At 36.7% G+C, this 16827-nt stretch carries 13 protein-coding genes and 3 riboswitches; of the genes, 8 read left to right on the plus strand and 5 right to left on the minus strand.

Translation table 11 applies throughout. The features are described from left to right. Positions 1-14: 14 nt before the first annotated feature. Entirely contained in the window at positions 15-539 is a 525-nt protein-coding gene (locus tag ELS83_RS18600) for a hypothetical protein (RefSeq protein ID WP_171597047.1), read from the minus strand. Positions 540-678: 139 nt separating this feature from the next. Here ELS83_RS18600 and ELS83_RS18605 point away from each other — a divergent pair, with 139 nt between their 5' ends. The 8 genes from ELS83_RS18605 (at position 679) to ELS83_RS18640 (ending at position 13073) form a co-directional block, all read left to right on the plus strand. Further along, complete coding sequence (locus ELS83_RS18605; protein WP_171597048.1) at positions 679-1038, plus strand: group I truncated hemoglobin; 360 nt, start codon at positions 679-681, stop codon at positions 1036-1038. 174 nt (positions 1039-1212) lie between these two features. Further along, positions 1213-1345: riboswitch (cobalamin riboswitch) on the plus strand. 88 nt (positions 1346-1433) lie between these two features. After that, on the plus strand, positions 1434-2615 hold the full coding sequence (locus ELS83_RS18610) for an ABC transporter substrate-binding protein (RefSeq protein ID WP_171597049.1): 1182 nt from the start codon (positions 1434-1436) through the stop codon (positions 2613-2615). Positions 2616-2622: 7 nt separating this feature from the next. Then, positions 2623-3675, plus strand: coding sequence for an iron ABC transporter permease (locus ELS83_RS18615; RefSeq protein ID WP_171597050.1), 1053 nt, complete (start codon positions 2623-2625; stop codon positions 3673-3675). A gap of 18 nt (positions 3676-3693) precedes the next feature. Beyond that, positions 3694-4707 carry an ABC transporter ATP-binding protein gene (locus ELS83_RS18620; protein WP_171597051.1) on the plus strand — a complete coding sequence of 338 codons (1014 nt, stop codon included), beginning with the start codon at positions 3694-3696 and terminating at the stop codon, positions 4705-4707. Positions 4708-4772: 65 nt separating this feature from the next. Beyond that, a riboswitch (cobalamin riboswitch) is annotated at positions 4773-4978 on the plus strand. 162 nt (positions 4979-5140) lie between these two features. Then, positions 5141-7294 (plus strand): TonB-dependent receptor plug domain-containing protein, encoded by a 2154-nt coding sequence (locus ELS83_RS18625; protein ID WP_171597052.1) that lies wholly within the window; start codon positions 5141-5143, stop codon positions 7292-7294. 140 nt (positions 7295-7434) lie between these two features. Then, a riboswitch (cobalamin riboswitch) is annotated at positions 7435-7639 on the plus strand. A 121-nt stretch (positions 7640-7760) separates the two neighbouring features. After that, positions 7761-9599: a TonB-dependent receptor gene (locus tag ELS83_RS18630; RefSeq protein WP_171597053.1), complete on the plus strand. Its 1839-nt coding sequence runs from the start codon at positions 7761-7763 to the stop codon at positions 9597-9599. Between the two features lie 13 nt (positions 9600-9612). Continuing rightward, entirely contained in the window at positions 9613-11013 is a 1401-nt protein-coding gene (locus ELS83_RS18635) for a cadherin-like domain-containing protein (protein WP_171597054.1), read from the plus strand. A gap of 554 nt (positions 11014-11567) precedes the next feature. Next, on the plus strand, positions 11568-13073 hold the full coding sequence (locus ELS83_RS18640; RefSeq protein WP_171597055.1) for a hypothetical protein: 1506 nt from the start codon (positions 11568-11570) through the stop codon (positions 13071-13073). Positions 13074-13172: 99 nt separating this feature from the next. Here ELS83_RS18640 and ELS83_RS18645 read toward each other — a convergent pair whose 3' ends face one another. From ELS83_RS18645 to ELS83_RS18660, 4 genes are all read right to left on the minus strand, one after another. Next, positions 13173-13808, minus strand: coding sequence for a YgjV family protein (locus ELS83_RS18645; protein ID WP_171597056.1), 636 nt, complete (start codon positions 13806-13808; stop codon positions 13173-13175). A 205-nt stretch (positions 13809-14013) separates the two neighbouring features. After that, positions 14014-15216 carry a 6-phosphofructokinase gene (locus ELS83_RS18650; protein ID WP_171597057.1) on the minus strand — a complete coding sequence of 401 codons (1203 nt, stop codon included), beginning with the start codon at positions 15214-15216 and terminating at the stop codon, positions 14014-14016. A gap of 231 nt (positions 15217-15447) precedes the next feature. Further along, positions 15448-16110, minus strand: a complete 663-nt coding sequence (locus tag ELS83_RS18655) for a DUF4159 domain-containing protein (RefSeq protein ID WP_171597058.1) — start codon at positions 16108-16110, stop codon at positions 15448-15450. Between the two features lies 1 nt (position 16111). Beyond that, the gene (locus ELS83_RS18660) at positions 16112-16813 is read right to left on the minus strand and encodes a 16S rRNA (uracil(1498)-N(3))-methyltransferase (protein WP_171597059.1); all 702 of its coding nucleotides are present in this window, start codon (positions 16811-16813) and stop codon (positions 16112-16114) included. Positions 16814-16827 lie beyond the last annotated feature (14 nt).

The raw sequence follows: 16827 nt of genomic DNA on the forward strand, positions 1-16827 counted from the left end.
TACGTGTCCTTTTTTTATTTCACCCGATGCCATGTATTGTAAATGCATCCCGAATAATCTTTACCTGGAGCAGCTAGCTCAAATCCTTCCTTAAAGCTGTTTTCATCAATTATTTCAAAAGTGATTCTGGCTCTGAAGCCGGCTGGAACATTCTCTACAGCTTCGGTTTCAAAAACAAATACTCCTTCCTTTGGTGTTGATAGTACGTATTGGTTTACGTAGCCTTCAATATTGAACTGTCGATAGATGATTTTCTTTCTAAAGGCATCAAAACTAATATATCCTTTATCGATATGTAATTCTCCTTCCGGATGTTTTTCACTTGGTTCAAATTTGGTTTCAACATCTAAGCCAATGTATTGCCCATTCATTTCTGTTGTAAAGCTTTGTTTGCCAATGCCTTTTCCAGCCTTTCCAGTGGTCTGGCTTTCCCAATTACCCATAAAATATTCTAATGCTGCAAATTTTTGAGCTAGGGGAGTTTGCTGTGAGTATCCTAAAAAAGGGATAAAAACGAGCAATAGTAATAGGTTTTTCATAGGTGTAAATTCATCTTATTTAGAATGGGAAAGATACCATTTTATAGGCATTTCAGAAGTTTTTGCTTGTTTAATTAATTGACATTGCTTGTAAATCTCCGTAAATTCCTGATTATTTTAATTTTAGGAGGATTTAAAAATGGATTTATCACTTTATGAACGATTAGGTGGTAGCGAGGGAATTACAAAGATAGCCAGTGATGCTGTTGATTTGCATCTAAATAATCCTGCAATTTCACCTCGTTATTTGAAAAGCGACGTGGCAGTTTTGAAAAAAGGAGCTGCTAATTTCTTTATTATGGGTACCGGAGGACCAAATGTTTACGAAGGAAAAGACATGCTGGCAACTCACAAAGGAATGAATATCAGCGATGTAGAATTTAATGCTGTGATTGATGACATCTTACAGGCATTGGAAATGAACAATGTAGGTCAGAAAGAAAAGGAGGAAGTCCTTTTTGTTTTGTATGGCATGAAGAAAGAAATTGTTGCTGTCTGAAAAAAGTTACAAAGAGCTATGCAAGAGATTGAATCCACCATGATTTGATCTCTTTTTTTTGCAGTTAACTGCTGCAATTGCTTTTTTAATGCTTTGAAAATCCACTCTTCAAACTCATTTCGAATGATGTTGTATAACCCAAAGCCAAAACTTCTTGTATTTCCAAAATATTACATAGCTTTGCAACAATTGGGTTTCTTAATAAAGAATGAAAAGGGAATTTGGTGAGAATCCAAAGCTGTCCCCGCAGCCGTGATCCTATCGTAAATAGGTAAGTCGGAATACCTGCCTGGTGAATAAACTATTTCGTGACTTCGGGGAACTGAGTAACGAGAGTATAATTTTTTAAGAATTGTATTTTCTTATCGTCCTTCCCCACAATATTTGTGGAAGAAATGAACTTATTTAAATCTTATTATTTGGGATTGTGTGCAGCAAGCATCTTGCTGTTTTCGTCCTGTAATTCTACCAGCTCCAAATCGCAAACTGAACAGCAAGCGGTACATTCTCTTGCAGATTCTGCCTTTTATTACAAGGCCAATGTTAAGTATGCCAAAGGTTTTCAGATTACCCATTTGCAAAAGGGTTTGAAAGAACTGATAGTTTGGGATCCGTGGAATCCTGGTAAGGTGTTTCAAAAATACTACCTAAAAAACAGGGGAGAGGAAGTGAAGAATATTCCTGGAGACGCTTTACTGGTTGAAGTTCCTGTAAAGAGTATTGCCGCCTTATCGAGTACACAAGTTGGAATTCTAAAATTTCTGGGGGTTGAGGATAAAATTGTTGCTGTCTCCTTGCCCGATCGCATTTACGATGAGGAAATCGATCAGAAATTTAAGGAAGGAAAGATTCAGGCCGTTGGACATTCGGAAACTTTAAATTTCGAGAAGATCGTTGAGATTGATCCTGATTTGGTGATGGTGGCAGGTTTTATGAAGATAACAGATCGTGAAACGAAACTAATGCAAGCAGGTTTGCCAGTTGCTTACAATATTGAGTGGATGGAATCATCGCCACTGGCAAGAGCCGAATGGGCTAAATTTATTGCAGCATTTTTTAATAAAGAAGCCGAAGCCAACCAACATTTCGACGAGGTTGAAGCCAAATATATCGATTTAAAAAAATTGGTAAAAGATGTAAAAACTGGACCAAGCATTTTATCGGGTTATAACTTTAAAGGAACCTGGTACATGCCAGGTGGACAATCGTATTTGGCTCAATTTTTAAGAGATGGTAAGGCCGATTATTGTTGGTTTTCGGACAGCACAAGTGGCAGTATGCCCTTAAGTTTCGAAACTGTATTCGACAAACAACATGATGCTGATATTTGGTTTGGTCCCGGGCAGTGTAAAACGATAAAAGATCTGGAGAATCTGGATGAGAGATATACCTTATTCGAAGCTTATAAAACAAAGCAGGTGTATTGCTACACAAAACGAATGAAGGAGAGTGGTGCAAATGACTGGTTCGAATCGGGCGTAATGCAGCCAGATATTGTATTCAAGGACATCATCAAGATTTTGCATCCGGACTTGCTGCCTGATTATGAATTGCATTTTTATCAGAAATTGAAGTAAGAGTATGATGATTTCGAATAAGGGTAAAGTTGTAACCCTGCTTTTTAGTTGCCTGGGGCTGATTATCATTGGTCTTTTATTGCTGGACCTGATCTTTGGTTCGGTGAGCATTCCTTTTGAAAAGGTATTTGCCATTCTAACGGGGAGCGAGGTAAAGACCTCCTGGAACTATATCGTACTTAACTTTAGGTTGCCAAAAGCATTGACTGCCATTTTTGTGGGTGCAGGATTATCCGTTACCGGATTAATGATGCAAACGCTTTTTCGAAATCCATTGGCAGGACCTTTCGTTTTGGGGATTAGCTCGGGAGCAAGTTTAGGCGTTGCATTAATGGTAATGGCTTCGGCCATTGTACCCGCTTTTTTTGGTGCTGTTTCGGCAGCTCTGGGAAACTGGGCTTTGGTAGTTGCTGCGGTGGCAGGTGCATCCCTTGTTTTTTTATTGGTGGCGCTGGCATCAATTCGTATTTCCGATTCTGTATCCCTATTAATTATAGGAATCATGTTTGGAAGTATAACCGGAGCCATCGTAAATATTCTTCAATATTTTAGTGAACCAGAACAGATTCAAAGTTTCATTGTCTGGACTTTTGGATCGTTGGCAGGAGTGACCTGGATGGAAATGCAGGTAATGGGGCCTATCGTTTTATCAGGATTGATTTTATCATTTTTCCTGATTAAGCCCATGGATGCTTTGCTACTTGGAGAGAATTATGCACGTGGAGTTGGCATATCGGTAAACAGAACCAGGATAGCGGTAATTATTTGTACGGCTTTAATTGCAGGAACTTTAACCGCATTTACTGGTCCGATAGCTTTTGTTGGAGTAGCTGTGCCGCATATTGCCCGATCCATTTTCAGAACAGCAAGCCATAAGGTCTTAATGCCTGCTGTTGTGCTTATAGGAGCAGCAATCATGCTAATATGTGATATCTTTTCTCAGTTGCCGGGAAACCAAAGTACTTTGCCAATTAATTCGGTAACAGCACTCTTTGGAGGCCCGGTTGTAATTTGGGTGATTATCAGGAGTAGAAATGTTAAAGCATCCTTTGGAGGATAGATGGTGATGAAAGAGGAAATGAATCAAAATATATTGGTTACCAAGAATTTGTCGATTGGATATAAACAATCCAAAAAGGAAGTCTTGTGTTTACTTTCTGATATTAACCTTACCATTCGAAGAGGTGAAATGGTATGTTTATTGGGGCCTAACGGGGCTGGTAAATCTACATTAATGCGTACCATTGCCGGCATACAAGCTCCATTGGCTGGTCGAACTTTGGTTGAAGATATTCCCATTCGAGACAGAAATTTTAAGGAGATTGCCCAGCTTTTAAGTATCGTACTTACCGAACGAATTAATGTGGGGAACCTAACTGTGTATCATATCGTTTCCCTGGGACGTCATCCGTATACTTCTTGGATGGGCAAATTGTCTGATGCCGATAATGAGAAAATAAAATGGGCGCTCGAACAGGTTGGTTTGTTGCATTATGCCAATCATTTTATCAATCAGTTGAGCGATGGAGAACGTCAACGAGTAATGATTGCGAAAGCCCTGGCACAGGATACTCCTTTAATCATGCTCGATGAGCCAACTGCACATCTTGACCTGCCAAATCGTGTAGAAATTATGCGCTTGCTTCATCGTTTGGCAAGGGAAACGAATAAAGCCATTCTGTTGTCAACCCATGAACTGGATTTGGCCTTGCAAGCTGCCGATTTAATTTGGCTGATGGCCAGAAACCAGCCCGTTAAGGTTGGCGCTCCCGAAGATTTGGTGCTGAATGGAAGCATAGAGGATACCTTTCAAAACAAATCTTTCAATTTTGATCGAAAAACCGGAAACTTCATCATGAATTATCAGAAAAAACAGATGATTCAACTCCTGGGTAATGATGTGATGGGATTTTGGACCCAACGAGCTTTATCGCGTGAAGGTTACCAGGTAACCTGTGAAAAAGCCGGCGATTGTTGCGTGCAATTGCTGGAGGATTGTATGGAGTGGGAAGTTCACCGAAATGGTGAAGTAACCCGATGTAAAAGCATACAGTCTTTATTGAGCCATCTTAAAGAATCATTCCAGTTATAATAAAATATTTTTTGTAAATCATTACAATAACTGTCATTTTCATGATTTCTATCGTGAAAATTTATATACATTTGCCTTGCATTTGGTTTTTGCTCCTCTAACAGGGGTAAAATGAAAAGGGAATTCGGTGAGAATCCGAAACTATACCCGTAGCTGTAAGTTCTAAAATCAGCTTTTTGAAATTCTCCTTGCCACTGTTCCAATACATCGGAATGGGAAGGCCTCAAAAAGTAGAACAAGTCAGAAGACCTGCCATTGCATTTTTTAAAAGTCATTGCTTTCGGGAAAAAGAGCAAGTGAACGGAAATACAATCAATCATTTGTAGAAGGATGTTAATGCCATAACTGGTCCTTGGGAATGTATTGTTTATTTTTCTTGAGCTCCCTGTTTGCATGCATGAGTTAAACTTATTTTCATTTAATTTTTTCAAACATGAAAAGAACATTTTTAACGGCTTTTGCATTGCTATCATTATTTAATTTTGCAGTTAAAGCTGATGAAATTCCAAATCCAACCGATGATAAAAAGGTTGTGAAGCATTTGAATTTGGAGGAGGTTGAAATCAATGCTTCGCGTGTAAATGTAAAAGTGAAAGATTTGCCCCAAAAAATTGAAGTCATCACAAAAAGAACCATCGAAGCTTCCCCTGCAAGCCATGTGGCTGGTTTATTAAAGAGATCTGCATCTATCGATATATTGCAGTACCCAGGAGTTTCTGCAGTAGTTAGTATGCGTGGTTTTACACCATCGCCGAGTGTAAAATATACAGTGATTTTGGTTGATGGAAAACCTTCAGGTACTGATAATATCGCCAGTATAAACTTGCAGAATGTTGAGCGAGTTGAGATTTTAAAAGGTCCATTTTCTGCCCAATATGGATCAGCTGCCATGGCCGGAGTGGTCAATATTGTAACAAAAAATAGCACGGGAAAAATTGGTGGCCGTGTTGATGTTGAATATGGCAGCTTTCAGACTTCAAACTTAAATTTAGCTACTGGTGGATCGATTTCTGAAGAGTTGGATTTTGACTTTGGTTTTTCTTATAAAAATCAGGCAAAAGACTATAAAACGGGTGATAAAAATTTATATGATGAAAGCTATGCAAAATCGATACTAGATGAAAGCAGCTATGGAGAGCGAATGGAAAATACACAATTCACAACCTACAATCTGAATGGTCGACTTGGTGTCAAAATCGCCAAGGATTGGAAAATTAACCTGAACGGTACGTACTATAAAGGCGATGATATTGAAACACCAGGTAATTTTTGGCATACCGAAGGAATGGATTCTAAGGATATTGAACGTTATTCTGCCGGAATTGATGTGTTAGGAAAAATTAAAAATCATCAACTTACATTTTCGCCTTACTACTCAAATGAGGAGAATAAAACTTTTGACGTAGGATCGGATGGTTATGGAGACTTTGAAAGCATTTATAAGAATTATGGTTTTCAGTTGTTGGATTCATATCAATTCGGAAGTCACAATCTTGGTTTGGGAATGGATCATAAAACGGAAGAATATGAAAGCACAAATTTTGCACCCAATGGTGATGTAGAGGCTCCATATCAGCCAGATTATAAGAATATTGCAACAGGGATGTTTGCGCAATTGCAATTTAAGCTTGTTGATGATCGATTAAACCTGATGCTTGGCGCAAGGGGAGATCATATCAAATTTAAACTGGAGGCCGACAATTTGCTGGGAAATGATAAAAGCAGCGAAGACTATTGGGAGTTTACTGGTAATTTTGGTGTGAAATACGAAATATGGGAAGGTTTATCGGCTCACACCAGCTATGGGAATGCATTTTTAGCACCAAAAGCTTACCAGGTTGCAGGTAAATATACCAGGGGAACTTCTACTACAGTTGGGAATCCAGAACTTGAACCTGAAACCTCTAAAACAGTTGATTTTGGATTGGCCTATAACAGTTACCAGAAGGGAATAGCTGTAGATCTAACTTATTTTAATACCCATCATAAGGACAAAATCATTAGAACTTATTTGCCTGATTACAGCACCACATATACCAATGCGCATAGTGCTGATATGGATGGATTGGAAGTAACTGCTTCTTATGATTTTGGAGCTTTAAAGCAATATGACTATTCTCTTCGTTTGTATTTGAACTACACGCATTTGTTTGATGCTAAAGTGAAATATGAAGATGCCTTGGGTAATAAGCTGGAAGGAGAAATGAGATTTGTACGTAACAATACTGCCTCATTTGGAATTGAATACGATAACCTGAAAGGATTCTCTACAAAATTAAACGGTAGATATATTGGCCACAGATATGAAAACAATTACATGTACCTGGCTGATTATTCGAACTGGCCCGATATCACCAAAGAGCCAATTGTATATCAGGGAAAAGAAGTACGTCCTAAATTGGTAAACGAAGAGTTGCTGTATCATCCGATATCATATGTATTTGATTATTCGGCTAGCTATACTTTTAAAGAGCATTATACACTTGGAATAAGCATTGCCAATTTGCTGAACGAAAACTACACAGAAAAGGATGGCTACAATATGCCGGGTAGAAGCATTATGGCAAAATTTTCATATCAGTTTTAGTTTGGATATTTTTTAATAGAAAAAGGGGAGGTCTTAAGGTGAAGGCTTCCCCTTAATTATTAATAAATGTATTGTTAACACCTGATATACAGCATGTTTTTTAAATTGATTTAATTAGTGGATTTATTGGTCTTTTTTTTTACATTTGCAGCGCAATTGGTTCTCAAATATTTGAATTTTTTCAAATGGAGATGAAAAGGGAATCCGGTTAAAATCCGGAGCTGTTCCCGTAGCTGTAAGTTCTATTAATGCTTTTATTCCACTATGCCACTGTTCCAATATCGGAATGGGAAGGCCGATAAAAGTTGAACAAGCCAGAAGACCTGCCAGTTAGCATTTGATTTTCAAAACATTCGGTGAAGGTGTTTGGAAAATGATGGTTGCCTTTAACTATTGTTATCCTTTCGTGTTCCCTGCTATATCAATTGGTAAGATGAAGTGGAGTTTATTTTTTTTCTTAATTTTCTTGAGTGTTAATATCCAGGCTCAAAACATTGGTAAGGATACTGTGCAATTAAATACGATTGATATTGTTGCACCCAGACTCAAACATTTTTCTTCAACCGAGAAAAAGATTAAAGTTGATTCTATTATCCTACAAAAGTACGAAGGCAAAGATTTGGCAGGGATATTACAAAAAGTTTCATTATTAAATGTTTCTTCTAATGGTTCTCAAGGAGCTCTATCCACGGTTAGCATTCGGGGAGCTTCTGCAACTCATACATCGGTAAATTGGAACGGAGTACCGGTAAATTCACTTACAACAGGATCGGCCGATTTGTCTTTGATTGGAGCTGGTAGTTTTGACGATGTGCAAATAGTTTATGGAGCGGTTGGTTCACTCTATGGAAGTGGAACAATGGGAGGAGCTATTGAATTGTCCAATACTCCAAATTGGAAAGATGAATCGTCGCTTGGTTTACAATCGGAATTTGGAAGTTTTTCGAATTACAAAACAAAATTGTACGGAAAGTATTCAAATAATTGGATTTCTTATACTGCACAGGCCTTTTTTCAATATGGTAAAAATGATTTTACTTATACAGATAAATATGATTTTGGATCTCCGACTGAACGTTTGACTCATAATGAAAACAGGGCATACGGAACCATTCATGATTTACATTTTAAATTTGATAAGCACTTTATTGATTTGGGTGCATGGTACCAGGCAAAGAAAAAGAATATTGCTGGCATAATGGGAATTGGTGAACCAAGAAGCAGTCAGCAACAAAGAGACTCTTCCCTCAAGGTATATTTGGGTTGGAAGACTCTAGTCGGAAAATTTCGTGTGGAGCTAAAATCAGCATATTTATACGATTACCTGAAGTATACCAATGGCTATTTGTCTGAAATATCTTCGGAAAGGATATTGAACGATGCAAACATACGCTATTACCATAATTCAAAGTTTAGTTTGGATATAAACGCCAAATATTCCTGGTTGAAAGGCCAAACCAACAATTATGAGAAAGAGGAGTATGAATCCAGAATAACGCTTGCCGGAAAATATACACCAAAATTCGGAACATTCATTATTACGATTGGCAAAGAGTGGAATACGGAGATCAATCCACCTGAAATGTATTCCTTTAGTAGTTTGTGGAATGTGATTCCTAAATTTTTGGATGTTAGAGCAAAATGGGGAACTCATTTTCGTAGACCTACTTTTAACGAAAGGTATTGGCAGCCAGGAGGTAATGAGGAAATAAAAGCAGAGGAAGGTTGGAATGCTGAGTTGGGATTGACTATATTATCCCTAGTAAGCAATTTTGGAAAAATTAGCACAGATGTAGCTGTCTACCAGTCCAAGAACAAGAATGCCATTTCGTGGCAACCAACAGGCTCACATTGGAGCCCCTTAAATACAGGGCAGATGATAAGTAAGGGATTGGAGATGGAAGTAAAGCATTCGTTAGCTGTTGGAAGTAAAAAATATATGCAAACCATGTTTAAGTATGCCTATAACGACGCCTATAATAATGATAAATCTAGTGCGGATTATAAGCAAACCATAGCCTATCGCCCTCACCATATCACTAAAATTTTGAATGATTTTATATCAGAGAAATGGAATGCTGGTGTTATTGCAACCTTCAGATCAAATACTAAAAACTGGGAAGAACAAAAAGTTGATGGAAATTTTCTACTTGATGTGAATGGAGGATATCAGTTTAAAACAGAGTATGCAAAGTTTAGTTTAACAGGTAGGATTGAGAATATTTTAGATAAATCGTATGAGCTGGTTAAGTATTACCCCATGCCGGGCCGAGCTTATTATTTAGGGGTGAATGTAATTTTTTAATACAATCATAATCATGAAAAAGTTTTTAAAATTTAGCCTGGGCTTGCTAATAGCAAGTGCTTTATTCGTTTCTTGTACAGACGACGATGATAATGCAATGCCAACATTGTCTGTAAACAAAGGTGTTGTTATTGAAAATGGTGCAAGCATAACAATTACTCCTTCAGAATTGGCTGTAGTTGATACGGATACGGAAGATGTAAATATTATTTACACTGTGACTACTGCAACCGAAAATGGTATTCTTGCCAATGCAGATGACCTTTCAACAGCTATTGATCAATTTACTCAAGCTGATGTGGCAGCTTCAAAAGTTGTGTACGTTCATAACGGAAGCCAAACCTTAACCGATGAGTTTTCATTTAAAGTTACCGATGGAGATAACGAACTTACAGGTACTTTTAATATTAGCATTGGTGAAAAACAGATCAGCTTTTTCTATATTTTGAACGAGGGGAGTTCTAATGGTAGTTTAAGTATGATCAACAGAAATGATGAGGTGACTAATAATTACTTCTCGACTGCAAATAATGGCGTTGCATTGGGACAGTACCCTCAATCTATGGCTGTAAATGATGATTATGCTTTTATTGTTGTAACTACAGCAAGCGGTGCAGGTTATGTTGAGGTTGCAAATAAAATTGATTTTACCCATAATGCAACAATAGATGGTTTCTCTTATCCTCGAGAAATTACCTTAGCTGGCGATAAAGCGTATGTTTCTAATGGAAATGGTCAGGATGCAAACTATGCAAAGGAAAACAACGAAATTTATATTATTGACCTAAATACTATGACAAAAACAGGAGAGATTGCAGTTGGTGCCGGTCCTGAAAAAATGGTAGTATCGAATGGTAAATTATATGTTGCTAATAGTGGTGGTTGGTCTAACGATGATAATACAGTATCAGTTATCGATATTGAGTCTGATCAGGTTTTAGAAACCATTACTGTGAAATCTTGCCCTAAAGATATGGTTGTTGATGCTAATGGCGACATTTGGGTGTATTGTTCAGGTGTTCCAGATTATTCTAACTGGCCAAATGTAACTTATACCAATTCTGGAATTTCTGTAATAACTGAATCAACCAGTGCAGTAACCTCATATGATTTGACGAACCTTTCGACAAGTGGGATCAAAAATATTGCAATAAACAAGGCGAAAGATGTTGTTTACTTCATGTCGGATGCAGTTTATGCAATGAATATATCTGATACGGCATTGCCAACAATTAAACTTATTGATACTACATTCTATGGTATGGATGTAAATCCTGTAAGTGATAACTTATGGTTGTGCGAAGCAATAGATGCTACAACTCCAGGTACCGTTCATGTTTACAATAGTGAAGGTGCAGAACTGAAAAGTTTTACCGTTGGTACTATGCCGAACTCGACTACTTTTAGCTATTAGATAGGATAGAGTTGCTCAAAAAAAAGCTTGACCCATTTGGGTCAAGCTTTTTTTTTGCAATCAAGTATAAATAAATTAAGATTCACGTAGGTTATTTAAAAATTCAATTTGTTGATAATGTAACCTGAGTATTAAGATTTTGAAAAATGGCAAACGTGAATAACATAACAATCGTTTGAATATGTTATTCAACATGAGAATACATAATAAATAACTAGTTTTATAGGCATTTATAATCTATATTTGTTATGTATATTATAATAGTGTGTAAGGATAGATATAAAATTACAAAAATATTGATTTTAAAAATATATGGAAGTAGATTTTGCATAATGACCCTTGAACTAAAGTTGCAGATATTGAAATGTATGTGTCGATATTAAATTGTTTTTGTCTATCGTTATAAATTATTGGACTGAAAATTAAATAATGTAAGCTTCATGTTTTACATGAAATTTACACTTAATATAATAAATCTTAAATAAAATGAAAAGTTATTTTTAATTATTGGAATCGTAGGGATTCTATTTTCTTCATGTTCGGATAATGATAAATTGGATGAAGATATTACAGATGTTTTGAATGATGAGGTTAGTGCAAAAACGAATGAGAAATATTTGTTGCAATTTGCGGAGATCTTATCCAAGGCTACATATGAAAGAGAAGATGTCAGAGAATTTCTTAAAACAGAATCCATAAAACAATTTGATAAGAACTATGATGTACTATACCTATTAGTAAAAAATAAGGAAATCAATGGGAATTCATTCCGAGATATATTAGTGTCGTACTCATCAAAAGAAATAATTACAGAAATTGAGTCAAATGTTCCATTGTTGAATATCTTGGTTCCAGAAATTATGATGTTTAATATTAAACCAGAAAACTTAAATATTAAGGATAATGAAGTTCCTGTCGTTGTATCTGAGGAGATTGAGACTTCATTGTATTTGAATGGAGAGAAGGAACTTAGTCTAGAAAAAGGTGAAGTGCCAAATTTCCATGTATTTGTGGTAAATGAAAATAGTAGAGTTATAGTTCCTATAGACGAAATCGGTGATACGAAAAATTTAAATGTCAGTTCTATTCAATTTAAGTCACCTAATTTTGATGGAACTAAGGAAGCTATAATTAAAACTGACACAAAATCAACTATGACCGACTTTAACTTTGTCGGGCCTAGAGCGCTGACAGCTTTTACTCATTTTAATAGAAACGATGGAAGTATTTATCAAAAAGCATTTCAAAGGGACTATTTATATTATGGTATTACACCAACACAAAGATCCGGGAGTCTAAATAGATCTATGTCAGAGTATTTAAGTTATATATCAATAAATCCTACTACTTATTTTAAAGTATCAGATCAAGTGGATACGGGATCAAATAGTGATGATCCGTATATACAAAATTATGAAACTACTCAAAAAAGTAGGGAGCTATCGCAAGAAGAGCTTATAGATAGAATGTGGACCAAAGGGGCTTATGAGTTTCGATTCGAGGTTATAACATCTACAAATCAGCATCCGCAGATTGTATATGTTCCACTAAAGCCATATGAAATATGGAATTTTAATATTACACACGAAAGGGAACACTCAACCTGGTTTAGTTCTTCAAAACATATTTATAAAATTAATCCTAATAATTTTACGGCTAAAAATATTTTCTTACAGAACAAAATATCTTTAGGAAAGTGGCATTTAGCTGAAGAATCTTTATATAGGTATGTTAATATCATTGAAGAAGATGAAAGTATTGATAAAACGATAACTATGACATATGAATCTACAAAAGTTCATACAAATAAGTTTAATGGAGATTTGAAGCTAGATGTTGGGATTGGAAAAGGAACAGTTACGGCGGATGTCACGGAGTCCAATACGATTAGAGAAAATAAAACAGTTAATATTATTCGAAAGGAAAAATCAGATGATTTAGGTAGTGTAAGAATATATTTTTATGAACCCATAATTGAAACTATAATAGGAGGTGGTCCACTTTGTGTTATGAAAACTTACAATACTGGTCATGTTACATTTGGGATCACTGTGGAGTAATTTCCATGATTGCGGTGGTTTAAAAATGAATAAGTACAAGATAAAACAAAAGCTTGACTCAAAAATGGGTCAAGCTTTTTTATTTGTTTCAAAAAGGAATTAGTTCAATTCCTTTCGCATGATCGATTTGCTGTTTTTGTTTTTCGATTCAAAACCCATTTTTTCCATGTATTTCAACATTTTGGTAGAAGAGCAATACACCGACTTAATATTGTGCTTGCCTAAAGTCTGTTTTAAGCTTTTGTACAAGTAATCTCCTACTTTAAAATCCCTGTATTGAGGAAGTGCATAATCCAATTCAATTCTTAATTCGCTCTCTTCCTGTGTACCGATAAAGATTCCTGCAACCGCCATATTTCTTAATACAAAAATGCCCATTTGCTTTTCTCTTTTCTCGAAATTAGGATAAAAGCCGGCGATATCTTTTTTATAGTAATCCAGAAAATGCATCAGCAGTTCGTCGTTTTCTTTAATTTCGATTACTTTGAAATCTTCTTTGCGTGCATACATCTTTTTTAGGTTATAGATATTGGCACACACAATTAAAAAGTTCATGATTCCTACGGGCAAAGATCCAATTAAAAATCCGTAGGTAGAAAACAGAATCGCTCCTGCCAGGTTGTACCATCGAAGTTTGATAATCGATGTCATACTTAAGGATACCAGTACCAGTACAGAGGCTGCGTAACCAATCCATTCCAATACAGAAATGCCTAAAATGTTAACTTCTAACATAGTTTTTTTTGATTTAAAAATTTAATTAAATACTGTTCCGGTTTGCCCAAAGCGATTTAATTATTACAAGAATCAACTTGTAAGTTACATTATCTGTAAATTAAATTACTTCGATCAAACAAATAAAAAGGAATGGTTGTGAAAGTAGAAACCTTTCAACGCAATGTCGAAAGGCTTCTCAAATGTACAAAAATATGTTGTGTTTTTACAAGCCTGTCATTAAAAACAATGGCTGTAATTCGAAACTGTTATACTTTGGTCGCAGCCTGTCTATATTATAATATCGATCTACATCAACCAGTTTTTTGGTGCTGGTTACAATATCGATAGGAGCGTTATCGTATCTACCGTTACGCAGGGTAATTAAGCGCCCGTGAATGCCCTTAATAATTAAATCGAGAGCCAAATTACCAAAGGCCATTGGCACAATAGAATCAATCGCATCAGGGTCGCCACAGCGAACCATATAACCTAACTTTTGATTGATTACATTAATTGGTTTGGAATTGTTGAATTTTGGGGATAGAAGCTTCATTTGATCAGAAACCATATCACCAATACCACCCAATTTTTTATGGCCATAATCATCTGTAACATCATCCTGGAAAATCATTTCTTCACCAGAGAATGCTGCACCTTCCGATATCAGAACCACCGAGTAGCGACTTGGATTCGAGAATCGATCCTGAATCATCAGTTCGGTTAATCTTTCGATATCGAAATTGTGTTCAGGAATAACGCACCTGTTGGCAGCTCCTGCCAGGGTTGGAAGAATGGCTGTAAAACCGGCATAGCGTCCAAATACTTCAAGAACCAGCAACCTTTCGTGCGATCCGGCCGAAGTTCTTAAACTGTGCGTAAGCGAAATGGTTCGGGTAATGCAGGTGCTAAATCCAATGCAATAATCCGTTCCCGGAACATCATTATCCATGGTTTTCGGAATGGCAATCACTTTAAAGCCTTCCTGGTACAAACGTACACCATAGCTCAAAGTATCATCTCCACCAATTGGAATCAGGTAATCAATATTTAAGAAATCCAGGTTCGAAAGAACCTCTTCAGTCAAATCATTTACATCCTTGTCGTACTTGTCTTTTAAATGATGCGGAACTCTTTCTCTTGAGGTTTTCGAAGGATTTACTCTTGAAGTATGGAGGAAGGTCCCACCAGTACGGCCAACTTTATTCACCAACTCTTCGGTTAGGACCTCGTAATTTTCACTATTGTCTGCTTTTTCATCTCTTACGATATCAATCAGGCCTCTCCAGCCTTTTCGAATACCGATAACTTTATAACCTTCTCGTAATGCTCTAATGGTTACGGCGCGAATTGCTGGATTCAATCCCGGAACATCACCGCCACCGGTTAGGATGCCTATTATCCCTCTGCAAGAATTATTATTTTTCATAGCAATAAACTTTAGTGATTGATATCAAATGTTATATCATTAAATTAAAATGGTTTTGATACAATACCGATATACATTAAAGTTCATTTAGAAACGAAGTGTAACAAATAATGCTTTCAAATGATCATCGGTATAAAATCACTATAAGTTATCATTTTGTTAATAAAAATTCAAGCTGTGTAGGAAGTATTAAAGTAGAATTAAAAGGGAATCAATCAATTAAGAATTGTTCTAATTACCAAATGCGAATGCAATGATGTTTGCGCCCATTTTTAGCGCCTCTAAATGTTTTTCTTCTGTGTTGTTATGAACAGATGTATCTTCCCAGCCATCGCCTAAATCGGTTTCGTAGCTATAAAAGCAAACCAACCTGCCTTTGTAGAACAAGCCAAAGCCCTGGGGTGCTTTTCCATCGTGCTCATGAATTTTTGGCAAACCAGTCGGGAATTCGTATACCTGGTGATAAATTGGATGAGAGTAGGGCAGTTCAACCAATTCTTCATCGGGAAACACTTTTTTAATCTCTCTTCTAAAATAAGCATTCAGACCATAATTATCGTCCACATGAAGAAACCCTCCGGCCATTAAATATTTTCTAAGGTTGATAACCTCCTGGTTGTTCAAAACAATATTCCCATGCCCTGTTACATGCAGAAAGGGGAGAGAAAAAATTTCTGGACTGCCAACTTCAACCGTAATCGGCTCCGCCTGAATGTTGGCAACTTTATTGTCTTTGCAAAATTGAATCAGGTTAGGCAATGATCCCGGATTTGCATACCAATCACCACCTCCATTGTATTTTAACAATCCAATTCGGGCTGTTGTATTTTGCGATTGGGCCATTAAGCCCAAAAACAATAGCGATGTTAATAGTATGTAATGCGGGATTTTCATTCTAATAATTTGCAAGGCTTACAATATTGCAGGCAACCACCCCGGCAGTTTCGGTACGCAAACGACTTTCGCCAAGCGATATTTCCTGGAAACCATTGGCCTTAGCCAATTCAACCTCCTCGGGACTAAAATCGCCTTCAGGGCCAACAAGAACCAAACATTTAGATTTTGGCTTGCACAATTGTTTCAAGTGAGTTTTTTCGCCCGGATTACAATGAGCAATGAACTTGTCACCATCGAAATCGGCGGTAACCAGATCTGCGAATTTTGTAAGCTCGTTTAATTTGGGATGATAAGCTTTTAGCGATTGCTTTACAGCCGATGTAATAACCTTAAACAAACGATCATGCTTTACCACTTTCCTTTCTGAATGTGCACTTAAAAGAGGCGTGAATTCACTAGTGCCGATTTCGGTGCACTTTTCAAGAAACCATTCGGTTCTGTCGATATTTTTGGTAGGAGCCAAAGCCAGGTGCAGGTCATAATCCAATTTGCCAAACTCCTCTTTCTTTTCGATGCATTCAACCGTACAGCGTTTGGGATGTGCATCAATTATTTTGGCGGTAAAAAGTGTTCCCTTTCCATCAATCAAATGGATTTCATCTTCTTCTTTTAGCCTTAAAACACGAACGCAATGTTTCGATTCAACTTCATCAAGCTGATAGTACTGGTCTTGTATATCCGGAGTGTAAAATAAATTCATAGTAAACTGCCCAT

It is taken from the genome of Marinifilum caeruleilacunae, assembly GCF_013141825.1.
GTDB lineage: Bacteria > Bacteroidota > Bacteroidia > Bacteroidales > Marinifilaceae > Marinifilum > Marinifilum caeruleilacunae.